Origin of the sequence: Burkholderia sp. 9120 (assembly GCF_000745015.1) — a bacterium.
Taxonomy (GTDB): domain Bacteria; phylum Pseudomonadota; class Gammaproteobacteria; order Burkholderiales; family Burkholderiaceae; genus Paraburkholderia.
Genome location: NZ_JQNA01000002.1, coordinates 133,971 through 154,745 on the forward strand (window position 1 = coordinate 133,971; position 20,775 = coordinate 154,745).

General features: G+C 64.7%; 20 protein-coding genes. 13 read left to right on the forward strand and 7 right to left on the reverse strand.

What is annotated here, in order from left to right:
- Nucleotides 1–2: 2 nt before the first annotated feature.
- The 4 genes from FA94_RS39745 (at nucleotide 3) to FA94_RS08995 (ending at nucleotide 4,549) form a co-directional block, all read left to right on the forward strand.
- Nucleotides 3–1,847, forward strand: a complete 1,845-nt coding sequence (locus FA94_RS39745; RefSeq protein WP_081935837.1) for an amino acid ABC transporter permease/ATP-binding protein — start codon at nucleotides 3–5, stop codon at nucleotides 1,845–1,847.
- Nucleotides 1,848–1,947: 100 nt separating this feature from the next.
- Nucleotides 1,948–2,844 (forward strand): ABC transporter substrate-binding protein, encoded by an 897-nt coding sequence (locus FA94_RS08985; protein WP_051981162.1) that lies wholly within the window; start codon nucleotides 1,948–1,950, stop codon nucleotides 2,842–2,844.
- Nucleotides 2,845–2,935: 91 nt separating this feature from the next.
- Entirely contained in the window at nucleotides 2,936–4,018 is a 1,083-nt protein-coding gene (locus tag FA94_RS08990; RefSeq protein ID WP_081935841.1) for an LLM class flavin-dependent oxidoreductase, read from the forward strand.
- Between the two features lie 3 nt (nucleotides 4,019–4,021).
- Nucleotides 4,022–4,549, forward strand: a complete 528-nt coding sequence (locus FA94_RS08995) for a GNAT family N-acetyltransferase (protein ID WP_035549843.1) — start codon at nucleotides 4,022–4,024, stop codon at nucleotides 4,547–4,549.
- Between the two features lie 95 nt (nucleotides 4,550–4,644).
- Here the strand turns inward: FA94_RS08995 and FA94_RS09000 are convergent, their stop codons facing one another.
- From FA94_RS09000 to FA94_RS09015, 4 genes are all read right to left on the reverse strand, one after another.
- A complete protein-coding gene (locus FA94_RS09000; RefSeq protein ID WP_035549846.1) occupies nucleotides 4,645–5,289 on the reverse strand; it encodes a thiol:disulfide interchange protein DsbA/DsbL in 645 nt (214 codons plus the stop codon).
- Nucleotides 5,290–5,365: 76 nt separating this feature from the next.
- Nucleotides 5,366–6,673, reverse strand: coding sequence for an MFS transporter (locus FA94_RS09005; RefSeq protein WP_035549848.1), 1,308 nt, complete (start codon nucleotides 6,671–6,673; stop codon nucleotides 5,366–5,368).
- Nucleotides 6,674–6,787: 114 nt separating this feature from the next.
- Nucleotides 6,788–7,822 (reverse strand): dihydrodipicolinate synthase family protein, encoded by a 1,035-nt coding sequence (locus tag FA94_RS09010; protein WP_081935843.1) that lies wholly within the window; start codon nucleotides 7,820–7,822, stop codon nucleotides 6,788–6,790.
- 128 nt (nucleotides 7,823–7,950) lie between these two features.
- The gene (locus FA94_RS09015; protein ID WP_035549851.1) at nucleotides 7,951–8,862 is read right to left on the reverse strand and encodes a LysR family transcriptional regulator; all 912 of its coding nucleotides are present in this window, start codon (nucleotides 8,860–8,862) and stop codon (nucleotides 7,951–7,953) included.
- A gap of 127 nt (nucleotides 8,863–8,989) precedes the next feature.
- Here FA94_RS09015 and FA94_RS09020 point away from each other — a divergent pair, with 127 nt between their 5' ends.
- Nucleotides 8,990–10,135, forward strand: coding sequence for a mandelate racemase/muconate lactonizing enzyme family protein (locus tag FA94_RS09020; protein ID WP_035549854.1), 1,146 nt, complete (start codon nucleotides 8,990–8,992; stop codon nucleotides 10,133–10,135).
- On the opposite strand, the gene FA94_RS09025 is transcribed toward FA94_RS09020, so the two are convergent.
- Nucleotides 10,129–11,262, reverse strand: a complete 1,134-nt coding sequence (locus tag FA94_RS09025) for an AraC family transcriptional regulator (protein ID WP_035549857.1) — start codon at nucleotides 11,260–11,262, stop codon at nucleotides 10,129–10,131. The two genes, FA94_RS09020 and FA94_RS09025, sit on opposite strands and share 7 nt — an antisense overlap.
- 259 nt (nucleotides 11,263–11,521) lie before the next feature.
- On the opposite strand from FA94_RS09025, the gene FA94_RS09030 reads away from it, so the two are divergent.
- The gene (locus FA94_RS09030) at nucleotides 11,522–13,177 is read left to right on the forward strand and encodes an AMP-binding protein (protein ID WP_035549860.1); all 1,656 of its coding nucleotides are present in this window, start codon (nucleotides 11,522–11,524) and stop codon (nucleotides 13,175–13,177) included.
- An 18-nt stretch (nucleotides 13,178–13,195) separates the two neighbouring features.
- On the opposite strand, the gene FA94_RS09035 is transcribed toward FA94_RS09030, so the two are convergent.
- Both FA94_RS09035 and FA94_RS09040 read right to left on the reverse strand, forming a co-directional pair.
- Nucleotides 13,196–13,936: an SDR family NAD(P)-dependent oxidoreductase gene (locus FA94_RS09035; RefSeq protein WP_051980498.1), complete on the reverse strand. Its 741-nt coding sequence runs from the start codon at nucleotides 13,934–13,936 to the stop codon at nucleotides 13,196–13,198.
- 89 nt (nucleotides 13,937–14,025) lie between these two features.
- A complete protein-coding gene (locus FA94_RS09040) occupies nucleotides 14,026–14,610 on the reverse strand; it encodes a TetR/AcrR family transcriptional regulator (RefSeq protein ID WP_035549863.1) in 585 nt (194 codons plus the stop codon).
- Between the two features lie 259 nt (nucleotides 14,611–14,869).
- Between FA94_RS09040 and FA94_RS37225 the strand changes: the two genes are divergently transcribed.
- The 7 genes from FA94_RS37225 (at nucleotide 14,870) to FA94_RS09075 (ending at nucleotide 20,720) form a co-directional block, all read left to right on the forward strand.
- On the forward strand, nucleotides 14,870–15,745 hold the full coding sequence (locus FA94_RS37225) for an AraC family transcriptional regulator (RefSeq protein ID WP_051980499.1): 876 nt from the start codon (nucleotides 14,870–14,872) through the stop codon (nucleotides 15,743–15,745).
- Between the two features lie 87 nt (nucleotides 15,746–15,832).
- Nucleotides 15,833–16,762, forward strand: a complete 930-nt coding sequence (locus tag FA94_RS09050) for a PhzF family phenazine biosynthesis protein (protein ID WP_035549866.1) — start codon at nucleotides 15,833–15,835, stop codon at nucleotides 16,760–16,762.
- The gene (locus FA94_RS09055) at nucleotides 16,759–17,220 is read left to right on the forward strand and encodes a RidA family protein (RefSeq protein WP_035549869.1); all 462 of its coding nucleotides are present in this window, start codon (nucleotides 16,759–16,761) and stop codon (nucleotides 17,218–17,220) included. Before FA94_RS09050 ends, FA94_RS09055 begins: the two co-directional genes overlap by 4 nt.
- Nucleotides 17,221–17,357: 137 nt before the next feature.
- On the forward strand, nucleotides 17,358–18,110 hold the full coding sequence (locus tag FA94_RS09060; protein ID WP_035549872.1) for a transporter substrate-binding domain-containing protein: 753 nt from the start codon (nucleotides 17,358–17,360) through the stop codon (nucleotides 18,108–18,110).
- The gene (glnP, locus tag FA94_RS09065; RefSeq protein ID WP_035549874.1) at nucleotides 18,107–18,763 is read left to right on the forward strand and encodes a glutamine ABC transporter permease GlnP; all 657 of its coding nucleotides are present in this window, start codon (nucleotides 18,107–18,109) and stop codon (nucleotides 18,761–18,763) included. Before FA94_RS09060 ends, glnP begins: the two co-directional genes overlap by 4 nt.
- Nucleotides 18,760–19,488, forward strand: coding sequence for a glutamine ABC transporter ATP-binding protein GlnQ (glnQ, locus tag FA94_RS09070; RefSeq protein WP_035549877.1), 729 nt, complete (start codon nucleotides 18,760–18,762; stop codon nucleotides 19,486–19,488). Before glnP ends, glnQ begins: the two co-directional genes overlap by 4 nt.
- Nucleotides 19,489–19,535: 47 nt before the next feature.
- Complete coding sequence (locus FA94_RS09075; protein WP_035549881.1) at nucleotides 19,536–20,720, forward strand: serine hydrolase domain-containing protein; 1,185 nt, start codon at nucleotides 19,536–19,538, stop codon at nucleotides 20,718–20,720.
- The last annotated feature ends 55 nt before the right edge of the window (nucleotides 20,721–20,775 follow it).

The window sequence follows — 20,775 nt, forward strand, 5'->3', positions numbered from 1 at the left end:
TCATGAGCGACACCACCACGCCGTTTGCCGGGTCCGTCCACTCGGGCCAGCTACCGGACACCACCGAGCGGCACGAGTACGCGCACTACCGGATCGTGCCCACGCGGCATCACGCGCGCACCGCCGGCACGGTGCTGGCCATCGTGCTGATCGGGCTCGTCCTGAACTCGGTGCTGGGCAATCCGCGCTGGGGCTGGGGCGTGTTCTCGGCGTGGTTTTTCGCGGAACCGGTGCTCTCGGGCCTTGGACGCACGCTGGTGCTGACGGCGCTCGGTGCGCTGTTCGGCTTCGCACTGGCGACGCCGCTCGCGCTTGCGCGTGTGTCCGGTTCGCCGTTGCTCGCCAGTTGCGCGTGGGCGTTCATCTGGCTGTTCCGCTCGATTCCGCTGATCGTGCTGCTGCTACTGCTGAACAACCTGGGTTATCTGTACGAGACCATCTGGATCGGCGTGCCGTTCACGCATATCGCGCTGCTGAATGAGTCGACCACCGATCTGATCAGCCCGTTCTTCGCGGCCGTGCTCGGGCTCACGCTGAATCACGCGGCGTTCGCGGCCGAAGCGATTCGCGGCGGGCTGCTGTCGGTCGATCACGGGCAGCGTGAAGCGGCCGCCGCGCTTGGCTTGCCGGGTGGACGGCAGGTGCGGCGCATCGTGCTGCCGCAGGCCATGCGCGCGATCCTGCCGACCGCGTTCAACGATGTGATTGGTCTCGCGAAAGGCACGTCGGTCGTGTATATCCTCGCGATGCCGGATCTGTTCTACACGGTGCAGATCGTCTATCACCGCAACCTGGAAGTCATTCCGCTGCTGATGGTCGCCACCGTCTGGTATCTGATCATTCTGACCGTGCTGTCGGCGATTCAGGTGCATATCGAGCGGTATTTCGCGCGTGGCGCGACACGCGACCAGGTGGCGGTGTCGCCGTTGAGCGCGCTGTTTGGGCGCTGGCTCGGTGCGCGCGGCAGCGCGCGGGCGGAACGCCTGGCGCAACGGGATGCGCAACCGCGTGCGGTGAACACGGCGAGTACGGCATGCCCATCTGACACGGCGGCAGTGGAAGCGGCGGGCTGGGCGCAGCGGCGAATCGGCGGCCGGGTCGGCATTCACAACCTGTCGAAGAGCTTCGGCGCGCTGAAGGTGCTCGATGACATCTCGCTGTCGTTCGCGTCGGGAAGCGTCACGGTGATCCTCGGACAGTCGGGCTCGGGCAAATCGACGCTGCTGCGCACGATCAACCATCTCGAACGCGTCGACGATGGGTTTATCGATATCGACGGTGAACTGGTCGGGTATCGGCGCGATGGCCGCACGCTCTACGAACTCAAGGAAAAAGATATCTTGCGACGACGGCGCGCTGACGTCGGCATGGTGTTTCAGAGCTTCAATCTGTTCCCGCATCTGAACGTGCTCGGCAACGTGATCGAAGCGCCGCTCGCGGCGGGCGTGCCGCGTGCGCAAGCCGAGGCGGAAGCGCGCGCATTGCTCGCGCGCGTGGGACTCGCCGACAAGGCCGACGCGTGGCCGCGCCAGTTGTCCGGCGGTCAGCAGCAACGCGTGGCGATTGCCCGCGCGCTGGCGCTGAAGCCGAAAGTACTGCTGTTCGACGAGCCGACTTCCGCGCTCGATCCCGAACTCGTCAACGAGGTGCTCGACGTGATCCGCCAGCTCGCGCGCTCCGGCACCACACTAATCATCGTCACGCACGAAATCGGCTTTGCGCGCGAGGTGGCCGACACGATCGTGTTCATGGACGGTGGACGTATCGTCGAATCCGGTCCGCCGTCGAACGTGCTGGGCGACCCGGCTCATCCGCGCACGCGCGAGTTTTTATCGAAGGTACTCTGACCGTATGCGACGACGACAACGACAACTCGACACGCAGAATCCGAATCCATCGCTCAAGCTACGCCGTACGTTCCTGCTTGAGCTAACCGCGCTGGCCGCAATGCCGCTCGCGTGGCATGCCGGTATCGCGCAGGCCGCCGCGCAGTCTTTCGACTTCAGCGCGGAGCAGAAAGGCCGCGTGCGCGCACCGAAAGACGCCGAAGCGCTAAAGGCCGCCGCAAGCTACCGCTTCGTCACGCCCGGCGTGTTCACCGTGGCGGTCGCGCCGGCCGCGCCGCCTATCGCCACTTATGCGACCGATGCGCACAGCGTGGTGGGCGCCGATCCCGACTACGCTCAACTGCTGGCCGACGCGCTCGGCCTGCGGCTTCAACTGGTGCCGGTCGCGTGGGCCGACTGGCCGCTCGGTCTGACGTCGGGCCGCTACGACGCGGTGATTTCGAACGTCGGCGTGACCGAGGGGCGCAAGAAGAAGTTCGACTTCACCACCTACCGGCTCGGTCTGCACGGCTTCTATGTGCGCAACGACAGCCCGATCAAAGCGATTCGCGAGCCGCGCGATATCGCGGGTTTGCGGATCGTCACCGGCTCCGGGACGATTCAGGAGCACATCCTCCTCGAATGGAGCCGGCGCAACGTCGCGCAAGGCCTGAAGGCGGCCACGCTGCAGTACTACGACGACGACCCCGCGTCGGGACGGCTCGCGCTGCTGTCGCGACGCGTGGACGCGATCTTCAATCCGGATGCGCAACTGGCCTACGAGGCCGCGACGCAAGGGCAGACCCGGCGCGTCGGCACGGTCAACGCGGGCTGGCCGCTCAAGGCCGACGTCGCGATCGCGACGCGCAAAGATAGCGGGCTTGCGTCGGCGCTGACGGCGGCGACCAATCAGTTGATCCACGGCGGGCAGTATCGCGCGGCGTTGACGCGTTGGGGTGTGCAGGCGCAAGCCATCGAGCATTCGGAAACCAATCCGCCGGGGTATCCGGATGCGTGAACCGGGGGGGCGTTGTCCGATATCGGTTTGTCGGCACCGGGCGTTTCAAGCGCGGCATCGACGCAGTTTCAGAACAATAACGAGGTCCACTATGTGCGCGGTTCGCATCGATCATCTCGCTTTCCTGACGCCGGGTAATTATCCCGACGATGCGCCGCTCGCCGGTTTCGAGCGCACGCTCGACCTGTTTCGCGCCGGCGAGTCGCTCGGCTACGACAGCGCGTGGGTACGTCAGCGACATCTGGAGCGCGCGGTGTCGTCCGCCGCGACGTTTCTGGCGGCGGCGAGCCAGCGCACCACGCGTATCGGACTCGGCGCGGCGGTGATCCAGATGGGTTACGAGAATCCGTTCCGGCTGGCCGAAGATCTGGCCACCGTCGACGTGCTGTCGCACGGCCGCCTGAATATCGGCCTGAGCGCGGGCGCGCCGGCGCACGGCATTCTGCTCGGCGAGCGGCTGTTCGATGCCAATCCCGAGTTGATCGATTTTTCGCACGCGCGTGTCGAGCGCTTGCGGCGCAATCTGGCGGGCGAATGGCTCGGCGAGGAAGACAGTTTTGTCGAATCGGCGGCGGGTCGCGTGCGGCCGCGCGTGAGTCCGTATGCACCGGGGCTGACGGATCGGCTCTGGTACGGCGGCGGCTCGCAGCGCTCGATCGAATGGGCCGGCCGCAACGGCTTCAATCTGCTGATCGGCAACATCACGACCGGCGAGGGCACCGACAACTATCGCGACGCGCAGGTGAGCCAGCTCGAAATCTTTCGTTCGCACTGGCGCGAGACGCGCGCGCCGCGCATTGCGCTGGGTCGCGTGATCGTGCCAACGGATGGCGCCGATGCTCGCACCCGGCAGCGCTATCGCGAGTTCGCCGAACCGCGCCACGCGCGCACGCTGGCGCCGCAGGGCGAACGGCGCACGCTGTTCGTGCCCGATCTGGTGGGATCGGCCGATGAAATCGTCGGCCGTTTGCTCGATGACCCGGTGCTCAACCAGGTGAGCGAACTGCGGCTCGAGTTGCCGTATGATTTGCCGTTCGAGAACTATCAGCAGATCCTCGAAGACGTCGTCACGCGAGTCGCCCCCGAACTGGGCTGGCGGCCGGCCGACGCGCCGGGACCGCAACTCACCACACCCGCGGAACTGCCGGTTCGTTACGCGCAGGCAAGGAGATAGGGTATGTCAGCGGTGCTTCCCTCCGTCGCAACAGACGATCAACTCGTCTACGTTTCGGTTCTCGATCCGTTGGCACGTCCGCTGTTCGACGAACTGGCTCAGGAATATGGCAGCCGTTACGCCGGCCTGATCGACGAGCAGGAGATCGCGCAGGAAATGCAGCGCTATCCGGTCGAGGCGTTCGCCGCGCCGGAGGGGGCGTTCGTGCTGGTATTGCGCAATGGCGAAGCGATTGCGGGCGGTGCGTTCATGCGCCATACCGATCCCGGCACCGTCGAATTCAAACGCATCTGGGCGAGCAGCCGGCATCGCCGTCAGGGGCTCGCGCGGCGTGTGCTGACCGAACTGGAAGCGCAGGCCGTGCGGCTGGGCTATACGCGCGTGTTTCTTGGCACGGGGCCGCGTCAGCCTGAAGCGATCGCGCTTTATCGAACCAACGGCTATACGCTGCTGTCGGCGCATGACTTCGGTGAGGATGAGCCGCCGGGGTATCTGTTCGAGAAGGCTTTGCCCGCGTTGCAGGGCGGATAGCGCAAGCGGCCGGGGAATCTAGCCGCGGCCTCAGGTTGAACGCGGCGCGCCTCGTGGGTTAGAAGGCGGTCGCCGCTGTTATAGCACGTGTGTCTTTACATCTTTTTCGCCCGCACCGACGCCACCAGGTAATCCAGCACCTGAATCGTGCCCGGCAAGCTTTCCGTGCTGGCGGGACCGGTTAAATACTTGCCCTGCACGGCTAACGTAGGCGTCGCGTTGACCTGATAGTCCTTGATCAACCGGGTGTCGCGCTGCAACGCGCTTTGCGTCGAGAACGAGTTATACGCCTGCAGGTATTTGGTTTTATCCACGCCCTGGGTGGCGAGGAAGGCCGCTTGCGAATCCGGCGTCAGCAAATAGTCTTTCTTCACGTAGATTTCGTTGAAGACCACGGGCGTCAGGCGCGATGCCAGGCCCAGCGCGTCGAGTGCATGAAACATCCGCGAATGCGGCACGAAATCGTCGCGGAAGGCGACCGGGACTCGCTGAAACACCACGTCCGGACCCTGCTTTTTCACCCATGCTTCCAGATACGGATCGAACTCCGCGCAGTGCGGGCAGCCGTACCACATGAATTCCGTGACGACGATTTTGCCGGGCGCATCCACCGGTTGCGGCGTGGAGAGAACGGTGTATTCCTTGCCGGCCACCGGTGCCGACGTCGATGCATGGGCAGTGGAAAGCGCGCCGGCAAACAGCGTAACGGCGAAGATCGAGGCGCGGAAGAGGGTTTTCATGATCGCAAAAGGGAGGGAACGGGCCCCGAGCAAAACATAGAAAAATTAAACGATGCTTAAGGGGTTTGGACTGGCCTCAGCGATTCACCAGCCGTGCCGGAATAAACACCAGAATCAGCACCGCCGAGAGCGTCAGCGTACACGCCGTCAGCACCAGCCCGGACGCCAGCGTATGCGTGTACCCCTTGAGCCAGCCGATCACGGTCGGACTGATAAAGCCCGCCAGATTGCCGGTGCAATTGATCAACGCAATGCCGGCCGCCGCGCCGCTGCCGCCGAGAAACGCGGTGGGCAGCGCCCAGAACATCGGCAGCGCGGTGACCACGCCGGAGACGGCCAGCGTGAGGCCGAGCATCGACAGCACGGAGCTGTGGCCGTTGGCCGCGCACAGGCTGAAACCGGCCGCGGCCACCAGCGCGGGCACGACGATATGCCAGCGGCGTTCGCGCGTGCGGTCGGCATGGCGGCCTACCGTGAGCATCGAAACCAGCGCGACCGAATACGGAATCATGGTCAGCAAGCCGATCATCAGCGGATCGTCGATGCCCGTGCCGCGAATAATGGTCGGCTGCCAGAAGCCGATCGCATACGAGCCCATCACGATGCCGAACAGCACGAGGCACAGCAGCCAGACCCGCGCCGACCCGAACACCGCGCGCACCGAACCGTGTGTGCGGACCACGCCATCGGCATCGATTTCGCCTTGAATCAGGCGCTTTTCCGCGTCGGTGAGCCAGCTGGCGTCGGCTACGCGATCGTCGAGACAGCAGTAGATCACCACGCCCAGCACGATGGACGGCAACGCCTCGACGATGAACAGCCACTGCCATCCTTCGAGTCCCCATGCGCCGTTGAACGCATGCATCAGATAGCCGGACAGCGGACCACCGAGCAAACCGGAGACGGGAATGCCGGCCATCAGCAGCGCGGTCATCTTGCCGCGCCGATGTGACGGAAACCAGTACGTGAGGTACAGGATCATGCCCGGGAAAAATCCGGCTTCGGCCACGCCGAGCAGAAAGCGCACGATGTAAAACATCAGCGGCGTGCTGACCCACGCGGTGACCATGGAAAGCAGCGCCCACGTCACCATGATGCGGGCGATCCAGCGTCGCGCGCCGAAGCGGTGCAGCAGCAGATTGCTCGGCACCTCGAACAGGAAATAGCCGATAAAGAAGCAACCGGCGCCGAGACCATACGCCGCTTCGCTGAAATGCAGGCTGCTGAGCATTTGCAGTTTCGCGAAGCCGACATTGACGCGGTCCAGATAAGCGACCACGTAGCCGACGAACAGCAGCGGCATGAAGCGCCACGCGACGCGGCGGAACAATGAGTCGGCGGACGTCGCGTCGAGCGCGACGGGGTAGGACGTGTGACTGAGCAAGGCTTGTCTCCTGGCCCGCCGTACTGGTTATTTTGAGTGCGGTGGCGGGCGAACGATGTGAGAGTGTACGGGGCCGTGAGCCGCGCTTCCAGGGCCGGGCCTCACGGGTCAGGGTCAGGCGGTGCTGCTCTCCTGACGACGCGGCTTGTGGTTTGCAAAGCCGTTCTGCGGCTGAAAACCCGCCGCAAGCCTCACCGCGCCTTCCATTTCGAAACCGTCGCGCGTGAGCGCCTGTTGCAATTCGCGTTGCTGTGCGTCGTCGAGTTCGACCAGCGGCGCGCGCATTGTGGTCCATTGCGCGTCGCCCGATTGCCAGGCGATCGCGGCCTTCATCGCGGCGATGATCGGGTAGCGCTGGAAAATCGCGCGCGTGTCGTTCAGGCGCTGCTGCCGGTCCGCGGCGTCGGCGTCGCGCCAGTGCCGCGCGAGACTGACGATCGCCGCCGCGTTGACGTTGCCGGTCGCCGTGATGCAGCCGGCGCCGCCGTGTTGCAGCGTGGGCAGCAGGGTCGTTTCGGTGCCGGCGAACACGTCGAAGTGTTCGCTCTGGAATGTCTCGATCAACGCGGCCGTGTGTTGCCAGTCGCCGCCGCTGTCCTTGATGCCCGCGACGACGCCCGGATAGCGCTTGAGCAATCGCTCGATCAACCCAAAGCTGAGACCGACCTGCGAAACCGGTGGGATGTGATACAGGTAAAGACGCAGGCGGCTGTCGGCGACCGCGTCGATCACTTCGGCAAAGCCGCGAAACAGGCCTTCGTCGCTCACGCCTTTGTAGAAGAACGGCGGCAGCATCAGCACACCGGCGCAACCGCTGGCCACCGCATGACGGGTCATGTCGATCGCGTCGGGCAGCGCGCAGGCACCCGTGCCCGGCATCATCCGCTCGGGCGGGAGGCCGGCTTCCAGCAACGCGTCAAGCAGCGCGCGCTTTTCGTCGACGGTGAGCGAGTTCGCTTCCGAGTTGGTGCCGAACACGGCGAGCCCGACGTCCTGGTCCAGCAGCCAGCGGCAGTGATTGACGAAGCGGACCGGCGAGGGCGTGCCGTCCGCATTGAACGGCGTGAGGACCGGCGACAGGACGCCGCCTAAGCCACGGACGCCACGTAAGCCGCGTGTGTCGGGTAAGCAGGACGAGGGCGTGCTCATGTTTTTGTCTCCTTCGGTGTTCAGAGTGGCCGCGTCCTTGAATGCCTTTTGACGGCATTCAGGCGCCGAAGCAGTATTGCGTGACCATGAACAGCGAAGAAGCGTGAGCCGCTTGCTTCAAACGTTAATTATTTTTGTGTCCCGGGTCGCGGCGGTTTCGTCGCGGGCATCGCGTCGAGCTCCTGCGCGGTCTTCAGAAACGCCTGCACCAGCCGCATACGCGCCGACGAACGCCCCCACAGCAGGCCCACCACGCGCTTCGGGAACGCATGCGGCAGCGGCCATCGGGCGAGCGCGAGTCCGGAGAAACGCGTCATCAGCCAGTCCGGCACCAGCGACACGCCCAGCCCCCGGTCCACCATCACCGCGATCGCATCGAGGCCGTCGAGTTCGCAGCGCTGATGCGGCTGGATGCCGTGCTGACGCAAGTAGCCGTCGGCGAGCTGACCGCCGACGACATTGCGGTCGTAACGCACGAATGGTTCGCGCCGCAGCACCTCGTGCGGATCGCCGACCTGCATCGATGCGGGCGTCAGCAGCACCAGCGGTTCTTCGCGGAAGGTGTGCCAGTCGCAGCTTTTCGGCAGCTCGAACAGCGGCTGCACCAGCATGGCCGCGTCCAGATCGCCGCTCACCACCTTGCGGTACAGATCGACTGAATTGCCGGGCTCCAGATAGATATCGATCTGCGGATGCCGCGCGAGCAAAGCGGCCAGTACGTCCGGAATCACGCTCGTCATCATGGTCGGCGTGCCGCCCAGCCGCAGTTGACCCGCCAGCACGGACGCGTCGTTCAGATCGGCGGAGAGGTCGCGAATGTCGTGCAGCACCGCACGGGCGCGCGCCAGAATGCGCTCGCCGGCCTCGGTCGTGCCGACCGTGCGGCCGGACCGGCGCACCAGCTTCGCGCCGAGTTCCTGTTCCAGCATCTTCACGCGCTGCGCCACCGCAGCCGGCGTCAGATCGAGACGCCGCGCGGCTTCGGCGATCGAACCGAGTTCGACCACATAGACAAAGCTCTGCAGATAGCGCGAGTCCATCGAATAGAATTTTTATCTTTTGAAGAAGCCAAAGGATACTGTTTTTGATGCCACGCGGCTATCACACTTCGATCTCACCGAACGCGCATCAGACGCGAACGGTCCGCCAACATGGAGGAGTGTGGAAATGCCAAAGATTGAATCGGTATCGGTTTGCGCGGCGGGTGTGCCGCTCGATCGGGTGACTTCGTTTGCTACCCGCACGGTGACGACACGTCACTACGGCCTGGTCAAAGTGCGTTCGACCGATGGCGTCGAAGGAATCGGTTTCTGTTATGTGGGCAGCGCGGGCGGTGAGCTGCTGCGCGTGGCTGTCGAGCAGTTGCTCGCGCCGGTGCTGATCGGCAAGGACTCGTACGCGGTGGAAGGCCTGTGGCAGGCGATGTACCAGGAAGCCCTGCTGCACGGCCGCGCCGGCACGGTAATGCGCGCGCTCAGTATTCTCGACACGGCGCTGTGGGACCTGAACGCGCGCAGTCACAACGTGCCGCTGCACAAGTATCTCGGCGCGGTGGAACTCGAAACGGTGCCGGCGTATGCGAGCGGCGGCTATTACCTCGACGGCAAATCGGCGGGCATGCTCGGCGAGGAAATGGCGAGCTATGTCGAGATGGGTTTCAAGGCGGTGAAGATGAAGGGCGGCCGTCTTTCGCCGCGCGACGAAGAAGCGCGCGTGCGCGCCGCGCGCGAAGCGATCGGCCCCGACGTCGAACTGATGATCGACATCAACAACGGCTGGACCGACACGACCCAGGCGTTGCAGCATTTGCGGCGTATCGAGCAATACGATCCGTACTTCGTCGAAGAGCCGTTCTCGCCGGACGATATCGACAATCACGCGCGACTCGCCAAGCTCACGCGCGTGCCGGTCGCCACCGGCGAGATCGGCTATGGCCGTTGGTATCACAAGGAACTGCTCGACAAGGGCGGCGCGGCGATCCTGCAAACGGACGCGGTGGTGTGCGGCGGCATCAGCGAATGGCGACGAATCGCGGCAACCGCCGCGAGCTACGGCGTGGTGATGTGCCCGCACTGGTTTCACGACGTGCACGCGCCGTTGGTTGCGGCCACACCGAATGCGCGCTATGTCGAGTACTTCTGGGACGATCAGGTGCTGAACTTCCGGCGGTTGATCGACCGGCAACTTGGCCACAAGAATGGCCGCATCGTGCTGCATCAGACGCCCGGACTCGGCTTCAATTTCGACGAGCGGGAAGTCGCGAAAGTGGGGAAGTGGACGGTGATCGACGCTGCCGGCACCGGCAATCACTGATCGCCGTTCGACCCGCTAGCCGCCGTCGTGCGGTTTTGCCGGACCTCATGGGGCGTTTTGCCCGTCCACCGCTTGAACGCATGCCGAAAACCCACGGCATCGCTAAAGCCCAGCGTCAGGGCAATGTCTTCGGTGCCGAGCGTGGTGGTCGTCAGATAGTCGATGGCGAGCGCTTTGCGCACGCTGGTCAGCAATTCGCTATAAGAGGTGCCCTCGGCGTCCAGTTTGCGACGAAGCGTGCGTGAGGTCATGCACAGGTTCCCGGCGATCTGCTCGATCACCGGGAACTGGCCGGGCGTGCGAATCAGCTCCTGATACACGCGCCGGCTGAGGCCCGCCTGCCAGCGGAATGTTTCGAGCAGACGGGCGCACTCCGTCGACACCTGCGCGGCCGTGATCGGGTTGGCGAGTTGCGGCGCGCGCGACAACCACGCCGCCGGATAGCTGAGCGTGTTGCGCGGCTGGCCGAAGGCAAGCGGACATTCCAGCGCCTCGGCCAACGCGGCGGCATGGGGCGGCTCCGCTTGCGTGAAGGACGCATGCGCGGGCACACACCAGGTGCCCATCACATCTCTGGTGACGGTTGCGTGCACGGTGATTTGCAGGTCGATCAGGAAGCGGTAGAGCTGATCGTCCACCTCGGGCAGCAGGACTTCTTCGCGCTGCGGAAAGAGCCATGACGCCACACCTTCGTGCTCGACCCAGCACAGATCGAGCACGCCATTGACCAGTTCGAAGTATTTGACCGCCGTGTCGAACATGCCGGCCATGGTGCCGGCACAGAGCAGCGCGTAGCCGTACATGCCGTAACTCGACGCATGCATCTGACGCCCAACCCGAACCCCCAGGTCCGACTCGCCGTACTGGCTGACCGCATTGCGCGCGGCGGTGAGAAACTGCAGCGGCGACGTCAGCGTGAACGGGTCGGCGATGGCCTCGACGTCGAGACCGGTGCCGGCCAGCACCGCGCTCGCGTCCAGACCGGCTTGCGAGGCGACCCCAATCAGCACCGCGAGCTTGGACGGCGAGAAGCGTTTTTCCCGCAGGACGATGGCCGACGACGCGTGTTTCCATCGATTGCTTTGACGTCGTGTTGCCGGCGCCAGGGTCGCCGTGCTGTGCTGCATGTGAGGCCTTGTGTCCGAATCGATATCCATGGTGGGTGCCAGATTTTGCGCTCGTCCGTGCTTCGATGCCATAGGGTTCACCCTGATCGTCGGCGCGGGGGCTGGCTTTTGTGGTCCGGCTGGCACGTTGCCCATGGCGCGCAAGCGTTGCGTTTGTCCATTTCAATCACGGTTTTGGCCGCGTAGAGCATTTGCAAGTTGCGGCGTCGCGCGCCATAGTCGCAGCATCCGATCCTCTGCCTTTGCGCGAAAAACCGACATGAACAAGAGACACTGGCTCCAGTCGTATGGCTCGATTCCCGCCGAGATCGACGCCGACCGTTATCCATCCGTGAATGCGCTGCTGGACAGCGCCATGCGCGAGTTTGCCGGGAAGCCCGCCTTCCACGCGTTGGGCCAGACACTGACTTTCGCCGATGTCGACCGTGGCTCGCACGCGTTTGCCACGTATCTTCAGCAAGTAGCGGGCATCAGGAAGGGGGACCGGGTGGCCGTGATGCTGCCCAATCTGCTGGCGTTTCCGATTGCCTTCATTGCGATCGCCAAGATCGGCGGGGTCCAGGTCAACGTCAATCCGCTCTATACCGCGCGCGAACTCGAGCATCAACTCAACGACGCGGGCGCCGAAGTCGTCGTGGTGTACAACGGCTCGACACCCACGCTGGCCCAGGCGATCGGCAAGACGCGTATCAGAACGGTTATCACGGTCAGCCCAGGCGACTGGGGTAACAACGATCGCAACAGCGGCGGTGCTGCGATTCCAGGACCCGCCGTCGATGCATCGTTGAGCGATGCCATCACGTTCTCCGCCGCCATCGCTCAGGGTGAGAGGTTGCAACTGGAACCGGTGGAGGTGGGCGGCCACGACCTGCTGTTCCTGCAATACACGGGCGGCACGACCGGTCCTTCAAAGGGCGCCGCGTTGTCGCACCGCAATCTGGTCGCCAACATCGAGCAGTTCAAGGCCTTCATGCCCGATGTGCAGCGCCCCGGCGAAGAGGTGGTCGTCACCGCGATTCCGCTGTATCACATCTTTGCGCTGATGGTGAATTTCCTCACCTTCTTCTCGGTCGGCGCGGCGAACTGGCTGGTGGCCAATCCACGCGATGGCGATGCGTTCATCGACGTGCTGAAGGCGGCGCGGCCGACCGTCTTCGCCGGCGTCAACACGCTCTATGCGAGCCTCGTGGCCCACCCGCGACTGACGGAGGTGGACTGGTCGCGTCTGAGGCTTGGCGCGGGCGGCGGCACCGCGGTGATCGACGTCGTCTCGGCGCGCTGGGAAAGCCTCACCGGCAGCTTTATTCGCGAGGGTTATGGCTTGTCGGAGACGTCGCCCATTCTGACGTTCAATCCGCAGGCCATTGCCGCGTTCACGGGCACCGTCGGGTTCCCCGTGCCGTCCACGGATGTGATGCTGCTGGACGAGCAGGACAGGGCGGTCGGCGTGGGGGAGGCCGGCGAGATCTGCGTCAAGGGGCCGCAAGTCATGCTCGGCTACTGGAATCAGCCGGAGGCGAATGCGAAGGCGTTTACCGACGAGGGTTATTTCCGCACCGGCGACATCGGCGTCTTCGACGCAGAGGGCTTCCTCAGGATTGTCGACCGCAAGAAGGACATGGTGATCGTGTCGGGCTTCAACGTCTATCCGAACGAAGTGGAAGCGGTCGCGACCGCGTTCCCCGGCATCGCCGAATGTGCCTGCGTCGGCGTGCCGGACGAACGGACCGGCGAGGCGCTCAAGCTCTTCGTGGTGATGGCGCCGGATGCTGATGTCACGGAACAGGCGCTAATCGCCCACTGCCGCGCCAGCATGGCCGCTTATAAAGTGCCGAAGATCGTCCGCTTTGTCGACGCGCTGCCGAAGTCTCCGGTGGGCAAGATTCTGCGGCGGGCGCTTCGTCAGGTGGAATGAGCGGCTCGCGAGAGACGGTCACAACGCCATGCCGCCATCGATGGTGATGCTGGAGCCCGTCATATAGCCTGACTCCTTGCTGGCGAGGTAGGCCACCAGGCCGCCGATCTCATCCGGATCGGCCGCGCGCTTGAGCGGAATGAGCGGCGTGATCCGTTCGATATGTTCGACCGTCATGTCCGTGACGGTCGGCCCCGGCTGAATGTTGTTGACGGTGATACCGCGGTCGGCGAGATCGACCGCGATACCTTTCACCATGACCGCGACGGCGGCCTTGGTCATCGAATAAACGCTCGAACCCGGATGTCCGCTGCGCACCGCCGTGTTGCTGCCAATCGTGATGATGCGGCCACCTTCAGTGAGACGCGCGGCCGCCGCCTGAATCGCAAGAAAGACGCCCCGCACATTGACGTTCAACATCCGGTCGAGATCTTCCACGCTCACCGTCGCCACATCGCCACGCAACAGAATGCCCGCGTTGACCACCGCGATATCCAGTCGCCCAAAGCGCTCCACCGTCTGCGCGACCGCCGCTGCGATCGCTGCCGGGTCAGCGCTGTCGGCCTCGATGGCGAGGCCGGCCCGTCCGGTGGACTCGATCGCCGCGACCGTCTCGGCTGCCCGTTCCGGCGCCGATACATAGGTCACCGCGACATCGGCGCCCTCGTTGGCCAGCCGTCTCGCGGCCGCCGCGCCAATGCCTCGCGAACCGCCGAAGACAAGGGCAACCTTTCCTGTGAGCTGGCGAATTTCATTCATTTGCATCTCCGTTTTTGACAGATCAGTCCATAATGGGGCGCACGCAAACCACGTCGGGCGCTTCTTGCCCGACGTGGCGCTAACGCGGCTTAACGTGCTCTAAAGCGATTGATGGCGAACCTGGCGAGTACCCGCAGACTTTTCGCGTCGCTACCCGCACGCGCGCCGAGTTGAATGCCTTGCATCGTCATCTGCAAAAAGGCGGCGGCTTCGCGGGCGTCGAGGCTCGGGTCGATTTCTCCGCCGGCCTGTCCCTCACGAATGCGCTCCACCAGGCGTCGCGACAGCTTCGGCCCGGCTTTGCTCCGTAGCATCAGCAGCTCCGGGTCCGCGGCGCCAAATTCACCCACCGCGCCGACGCCCATGCACCCGAGTGCGCGCTCGCTCTCGTCTTCGGCAATCAGACCGAGCAGAAGCGCTTCCAATCCTCCCAGCGGTGACGTCGCGCTGTTCAGCCGCTCCAGATGGCCCGCCGTGCTTTCCCGTTGATATCGTTCCAGTGCTTCAAGGTAGAGTTTCCGCTTGTCGCCGAACGCGTTGTAGAGACTCTGCCGCCCGATATTCATCGCAGCGAGCAGGTCTTCCGTTGAAGTCGAGGCAAAGCCTTTCTCCCAGAACACGCGCGTCGCGCGCTCCAGCGCCTCTTCCCGATCGAACTCTCTAGGTCTCACCATGAACGGAGATTATTTGTTATGGACTGATATGTCAATAACAAATGTGCGGCCGACTCCGACACGAAAGAAGCAACAGCGGCGCTACCTGTCGGGATGTAAGACAGGGCGAAGCCCGATACCCGCCGCTATTTTGAGTTGCTATCCTGCGTCGGAACCCGTTCATCCCCGGCCGACGCCTTGTCCAGCGCCTTGCGAATCAAACGTCGTCGCGGCCGGCGAACGGTGTGACACCGATTTCGTATCGCCCAGGAGTACCGCCATGCTGCGTTCGTTCGATCAACTCTGTCAGCCGGTCAACAAGGACCTGCTGGTCGCTGCCGACGACGGCCACGCAACACTCACCGGCGGCGGCACCTACGCGATGCCTTGGCACTGGCACGACTGCCTGATGTTCATTCTGCCGAGCCATGGCGCGGTAGAGCTGCGGCATGAAGACCGTCGCGCGGGCACCTGGTTGTCGCAGGACCGCTTCGCGGTGGTGCCGCCCGGCCGTGCCCATCAAACCCGCGCGGGCTGCGGCACGCACACGCACGTCGCCGTCTACGTGACCGGCGACGCGCTGCACAAGCTCGACGTCGGGGTCGGCTCGCTGGGCGAATTCCGCCGCCGCACGCGCAACCCGATCCTCGTGCGCCGGACCGCCGCGATCCGCACCTTGCAGGAACTCTCGTTGCGCAACGACCGCGACGCCTACGGCAGCGCGGCGACCCGCCAGGCGCTCTCGTCGGCGCTATTGATGCAGTGCATCGGCGAGGTGATCGCGGGTAAAACGGAACCCGGAACCTCGCCGCGCGAACACGGCATGGCGCTCGTGGCCGACCTCGAAGCCTTCCTGACCCGTCATGCCGATCAGGACATTCCGCTCGACACGCTGGAAGAGCGTTTCGGCATCTCGCGTCGCCACATGACGCGCCTGTTCCGCGAAAACACCGGACGCTCGATCGGCGAATTCCAGCAACAGGTGCGTTACGAGAACGCCCGCCGTTTGCTCGCCGACACGGACCTGCCGGTCGGCGAGGTGGCGTTCCGCGTCGGTTTCGAAAGCGGCGCGGCGCTCTCGCGCGCGATGCGCCGTATCGGCGGCCAGTCGCCCTCCGAGTTGCGCGCCGGCGTGGCCCGTTCGGTCAAATCTTAGGGCCCGCTCGACCGCGCGGCGCGGCGCCGATCCCCGTAATCTGGCCGGATGGAAACACATCCCCCGGTCAGCGGGGCGCACGCCGCCATGTCTTTACGTCATACCGTCGAACTCGTCAGCGTGTTCGCCGCCGGTCCCGGCGGCGGCAATCCAGCACCTATCGTGGTCGACGCCGCCGGCATGTCCGACAGCGACATGCAGCAGGTCGCGCGGCATTACGGCCACGAAAGCGGCTTCGTGCTGCCGGCGCCACCTGATTCCGATTGCGATTACGAGTTTCGCTTCTGGGTCCCGAACCACGAAATGCCGATGTGCGGCCACGCCACGGTTGGCGCGGTCTGGCTGCTGCATCGAAACGGGCATCTGCAGCGCGACCGGCTGACCGTCCAGACCCGCAGTGGCCGGGTCGGCGTACGCATCACCGGCGCCACACCGGAAGGCGCCGCGGTCGAAATCTCCCAACCCGTGGGCCGGATCGAAGCCTTGCCGCAAGCGCAACTCAGCCGCGACGAGATCCTCGACGCGCTCGGCATTAGCGCCGCGCAACTGGCGCCGCTGCCAATCCAGAACGCCTGCACCAGCCGGGTCAAGACGCTGATTCCATTGGCCAGTCCCGCCTGTCTCGACGCGCTCGAACCGCGCTTCGAGAAAATCGAGGCCCTGTGTGAGCGCATCGGCTCCACCGGCCTCTATCCCTACGCGACCTTCGACGCCGGCCGGCAAATCTTCGACGCCCGGCAGTTTCCGCGCGCCTCCGGTTATCCGGAAGACGCGGCCACGGGTATCGCGGCTTCCGCGCTGTCGTTCGGTTTGCTCGCCAACGGCATGGTGGACGCGTCCACGCGAACCATCACGATCCGTCAGGGACGCGCGATGCAACGGCCGTCGCAGATCTCGGTGCGCTTCAGCTTCGACGCCGAAGCCGGCGCCGACTCCGGCCGCCCCGACGGCTGCTGGCTCGGCGGTCCGGTTCGCCTTGAGGCACACAGCAGCGAGCACAGCGGAGCGCCGTCATGACGATCGACATTCCAGCCCGGCTCGCGGAACTGGGCATGACGCTGCCGCCCGCGCCGACGCCGCGCGGCGCCTATCAGGGCGTCGTGATTCACAACGGTATCGCCTACGTCAGCGGTCAGGTGAGCCGTACCGCCGACGGGATCATCGCCGGGCCGGTGGATCGCGACACGCCGTCCAGCGTCGTCCAGTGCGCGGCACAAACCTGCGTGCTGCGCGCGTTGAGCGCGCTCGTGGCCGCGCTGCCGGCGTCGAGCGCGGTCGAACGCATCCTGTTCCTGCGCGGCTTCATCAATGCCGTGCCCGGTTTCGTGAATCACAGCGCGGTGCTGGATGAAGCCTCGGCCGTGCTGCACCACGTGTTCGGCGATCACGGCCGGCACGCGAGATCGGCACTCGGCGTCTCCAGTCTGCCGGGCAGCGGCCTGCTCGAAATCGAACTCACCGTGGCGCTGATGTAAGAGGTAATAGCGCACGAGCGGCATCCGCCTCCCGCTGAAACGCGGCGGCAGCCGTAGCGACACCGACGCATGACACACCATCCGGTCGCGCTGAAAACGACGTGCCGGGCACGATCACCTACCGTGGAGTAACAACCATGAATCGCCGTCAATTGCTGCAACTCGGCCTGGCTGCCGGGCCCGCCATTCTGCTGTCCCGCTCAGTACTGGCTGCCGATGCCGAACTGGTGGTCGGTTCCAACGTGGGCGCGCCGCCGTTCGCGTTCAAGCAGGGCGACACCTATTCCGGCTTCGACGTCGAAGTCTGGGGCGAGGTCGCCAAAGGCCTGAACCGCACATGGCGTTTGCAACCGATGGAGTTCGGCGCGCTGATCCCGGCGCTGCAGACGCACAACCTCGACGTGATCGTCTCGCAGCTCTTTATCAAGCCGGAGCGCCAGCAGGTGATCGACTTCTCGACGCCGTACTACAAGAGCGGCCTGATCGCGCTGACCCGCATCGACAACACCAGCATCCACACGCCCGCCGATCTGGCCGGAAAACACATCGGCACCGAAACGGGCACGGTCGCGGTTGCCTACATCAAGGATCACGTCAAGGACGCCACGCTCGAACAACTGCCCAGCATCAACAATGCGCTGCTCGCGCTGGAAGCGGGTCGCACCGACGCGGTCGTCTACGACAAGCCGCAACTGCTGTACTACGCCAACACCGCCGGCAAGGGCAAGGTCCGCGTGGTGCAGCCGCCGCTCGAAGGGCTCGATGTCGGCATGGGCTTCCAGAAAGGCAGCCCGCTGGTCGCCGCGGCCAACCTTCAGCTCGCCGCCATGCGGGCCAACGGGCGGCTCCAGGCGCTCAACCGCAAATGGTTCGGCGAGGCAGCGTCATGAGTTTCGACTGGGCAGCAGTGTTTGCCGCGCTGCCGGACCTGCTGCAGGGTCTGCGGCTCACGCTCCTGATCGCACTCGCCGGGCTCGGCGGCGGCATCGTGCTCGGCGTCCTCGCGGGCGTGGCGCTAACCTACGGCGGCCGGCTCGCCGTCATTCCGGCGCAGGTTTACGTGGCCTTGATTCGCGGCACGCCGATCGTGGTGCAGGTGATGTTCGTCTACTTCGCGCTGCCGATCATGATGGATATCCGCATCAGCGCGACCAGCGCCGCGATCATCACGCTGATCGTCAACTCGGGCGCGTATAACGCGGAAATCATCCGCGGCGCGCTGGATGGCGTGCCGCTCGGACTGCGCGAGGCCGGACTCGCGATGGGCCTGCCGTTTCACAAGGTGCTGGCTCACGTCATCAGCCCGATCGCGTTTCGACGCGCGCTGCCGGCAATGGGCAACCAGTTCGTCAATCTGGTCAAGGACACCTCGATCTTTCTCGTGATCGGCGTGGGTGAGTTGACCCGGCGCGGCCAGGAGATCATGGCCGAGAACTTTCGGGCGGTGGAAATCTGGACCGCCGTCGCGATCATTTATCTGCTCGTGATCAGCCTGCTCGCGCTGAGTCTGCGAGTGCTCGAACGGAGAGTGCGTTTGCCATGAGCATGATCGAATTCAAGCAAGTCTCGAAGCGCTTCGGTCACAACGTCGTGCTGCACCCGCTCGATCTCGCTATCGAACGCGGCGAGGTCGCGGTGATCGTCGGCCCGTCCGGCTCGGGCAAGTCGACGCTACTACGCTGCATCAACGGACTCGAAACCATCAGCGCGGGCGATCTGCGCGTGGACGACATCAGCGTGCTGGGCGCCGCGCGCGACGTCAGACGTATCCGGCTCGAAGCCGGCATGGTGTTCCAGCAGTTCAACCTGTTTCCGAACCTGACGGCGCTGCAGAACGTCATGTTCGGACCGATTCGCGCACGCGGCCAGACCAAGGCGGAAGCGCGCGAGATCGCCGGGGCGCTGTTGCACAAAGTCGGCCTGGCCGAGCGCATGCAGCACTACCCGTCGCAGCTTTCCGGCGGTCAGCAGCAACGCGTCGCGATCGCGCGAGCGCTGGCGGTCCAGCCGAAGCTGATGCTGTTCGACGAACCGACCTCGGCACTAGATCCCGAATTGCGCCAGGAAGTTCTCAAGGTCATGCAGACGCTCGCCGGCGAGGGCATGACGATGGTTGTCGTCACCCACGAAATGGGCTTCGCACAGCGCGTGGGTTCGCGTCTGCTGTTCATGGAAGCGGGCCGCGTGGCGCACGACGGCAAGCCCGCCGAAATGCTGTCTGCGCCGCCCGGGGATCGCTTTCGCGAGTTCCTGCAGCACGTTCATTGATGCATTTGCGTTTTCACGATCGACCGCCTCAGGAGTTTGTAGTCAAGATGATCTCTTCAAGCTTCGAAAACGACTACGGTTTTCGCCGCGACAGTGTGCGGCACGGCAACTGGCGCGAGGCGCCCTGGAACGTCTGGGCGTTTCGCCACGTCCACGAACTGATTCCGACGGCGCGCATCGTGGCCACGCCCGGTCTCGCGGAAGAACCGAAGCTCGACGCCGACGCGCTCAGCGCACACGAATTGATGCACGACGGCGAACGCCGCACGGTCGCCTCGATTCTGCGGCAGACCTCGACCGACGCGCTCACGGTAATGCGAGCCGGAAAGTTCGTCGCCGAGTTTCACGGTCCGCATTTCACGCTGCAGAGCCGCCATATTCTGTTTTCGGCCAGCAAGTCGGTGGCGGGTCTGCTCGCGGGGATGCTGGTCGGCGATGGGCTTCTCGACCCCGAGGCGCTCGTCGCGCACTACGTGCCGGAACTCGCGCATTCGACTTTCGGCGATGCCCGTGTCAGGCATGTGCTGGATATGCGCACGAGCCTCGAATTCGACGAGGACTATCTCAACGCGAACGGCATCTACGCCCGTTATCGCCGGGCCGGTCTGCTGGATCCGCGGCGCGACGGCGAGCCGGCCGAGACGGTGATCGAGCTGCTCGCGTTGCTGCGCAAAGGGGCAGGGGAGCACGGCGGTCCGTTTCATTACTGCTCGCCCAATTCGGACGTGCTCGGCCTCGTGATCGAGCGCGCTTCGGGCCAGCGCTATGCGGACTTCGCGTCAACTCGTTTGTGGCAACCGTTGGGGCTGCGCCAGGACGGTTGCGTGACGGTGGACATCGCGGGCACCGCGCGCTCGGGCGGCGGCCTGTGCATGACGGTGCGCGATCTGGCGCGGATCGGCGAGCTGGTGCGTCTTGGCGGCGTGGTCGACGGACGCCGGCTGATCGCGGCCGACTGGATGAACGACACGTTGACGGGCGGCAGTGCCGAAGCGTGGCGCCAAGGCAGTTTTTCGGACTGGCTGCCGAACGGCAAGTATCGCAACAAGTGGTATCAGGTCGGCAACGCCAGCGGCGCGTGCTTCGCGATCGGCATTCATGGCCAGTGGTTGTACGTCGACCCGTTACGCGAGACGGTGATCGCCAAGTTCTCTTCGCAGCCGGACCCGACGAACAACGAAGTCAAGCGGTTGAACCTCGCGTTGTTCGAATCGATTGCGGCGGCTGGCTGAACGCTGTCCTCGCTTGACGGACGCTCGCGTGCTGCGTGGGAAAACGTCGTTTCAT

What these genes read in the sequence shown, in the direction of transcription:
- FA94_RS09025 (WP_035549857.1), bottom strand. Translation starts at nt 11,262, where the DNA reads ATGCAGCACAGCACGGCGACCCTGGCGCCGGCAACACGACGTCAAAGC.
- FA94_RS09055 (WP_035549869.1), top strand. Translation starts at nt 16,759, where the DNA reads ATGACGATCGACATTCCAGCCCGGCTCGCGGAACTGGGCATGACGCTG.
- FA94_RS09030 (WP_035549860.1), top strand. Translation starts at nt 11,522, where the DNA reads ATGAACAAGAGACACTGGCTCCAGTCGTATGGCTCGATTCCCGCCGAG.
- FA94_RS09010 (WP_081935843.1), bottom strand. Translation starts at nt 7,822, where the DNA reads ATGAGCACGCCCTCGTCCTGCTTACCCGACACACGCGGCTTACGTGGC.
- glnQ (WP_035549877.1), top strand. Translation starts at nt 18,760, where the DNA reads ATGAGCATGATCGAATTCAAGCAAGTCTCGAAGCGCTTCGGTCACAAC.
- FA94_RS09020 (WP_035549854.1), top strand. Translation starts at nt 8,990, where the DNA reads ATGCCAAAGATTGAATCGGTATCGGTTTGCGCGGCGGGTGTGCCGCTC.
- FA94_RS08985 (WP_051981162.1), top strand. Translation starts at nt 1,948, where the DNA reads ATGCCGCTCGCGTGGCATGCCGGTATCGCGCAGGCCGCCGCGCAGTCT.
- FA94_RS09050 (WP_035549866.1), top strand. Translation starts at nt 15,833, where the DNA reads ATGTCTTTACGTCATACCGTCGAACTCGTCAGCGTGTTCGCCGCCGGT.
- glnP (WP_035549874.1), top strand. Translation starts at nt 18,107, where the DNA reads ATGAGTTTCGACTGGGCAGCAGTGTTTGCCGCGCTGCCGGACCTGCTG.
- FA94_RS09015 (WP_035549851.1), bottom strand. Translation starts at nt 8,862, where the DNA reads ATGGACTCGCGCTATCTGCAGAGCTTTGTCTATGTGGTCGAACTCGGT.
- FA94_RS09040 (WP_035549863.1), bottom strand. Translation starts at nt 14,610, where the DNA reads ATGGTGAGACCTAGAGAGTTCGATCGGGAAGAGGCGCTGGAGCGCGCG.
- FA94_RS39745 (WP_081935837.1), top strand. Translation starts at nt 3, where the DNA reads ATGAGCGACACCACCACGCCGTTTGCCGGGTCCGTCCACTCGGGCCAG.
- FA94_RS37225 (WP_051980499.1), top strand. Translation starts at nt 14,870, where the DNA reads ATGCTGCGTTCGTTCGATCAACTCTGTCAGCCGGTCAACAAGGACCTG.
- FA94_RS09035 (WP_051980498.1), bottom strand. Translation starts at nt 13,936, where the DNA reads ATGAATGAAATTCGCCAGCTCACAGGAAAGGTTGCCCTTGTCTTCGGC.
- FA94_RS09000 (WP_035549846.1), bottom strand. Translation starts at nt 5,289, where the DNA reads ATGAAAACCCTCTTCCGCGCCTCGATCTTCGCCGTTACGCTGTTTGCC.
- FA94_RS09060 (WP_035549872.1), top strand. Translation starts at nt 17,358, where the DNA reads ATGAATCGCCGTCAATTGCTGCAACTCGGCCTGGCTGCCGGGCCCGCC.
- FA94_RS09075 (WP_035549881.1), top strand. Translation starts at nt 19,536, where the DNA reads ATGATCTCTTCAAGCTTCGAAAACGACTACGGTTTTCGCCGCGACAGT.
- FA94_RS08995 (WP_035549843.1), top strand. Translation starts at nt 4,022, where the DNA reads ATGTCAGCGGTGCTTCCCTCCGTCGCAACAGACGATCAACTCGTCTAC.
- FA94_RS08990 (WP_081935841.1), top strand. Translation starts at nt 2,936, where the DNA reads ATGTGCGCGGTTCGCATCGATCATCTCGCTTTCCTGACGCCGGGTAAT.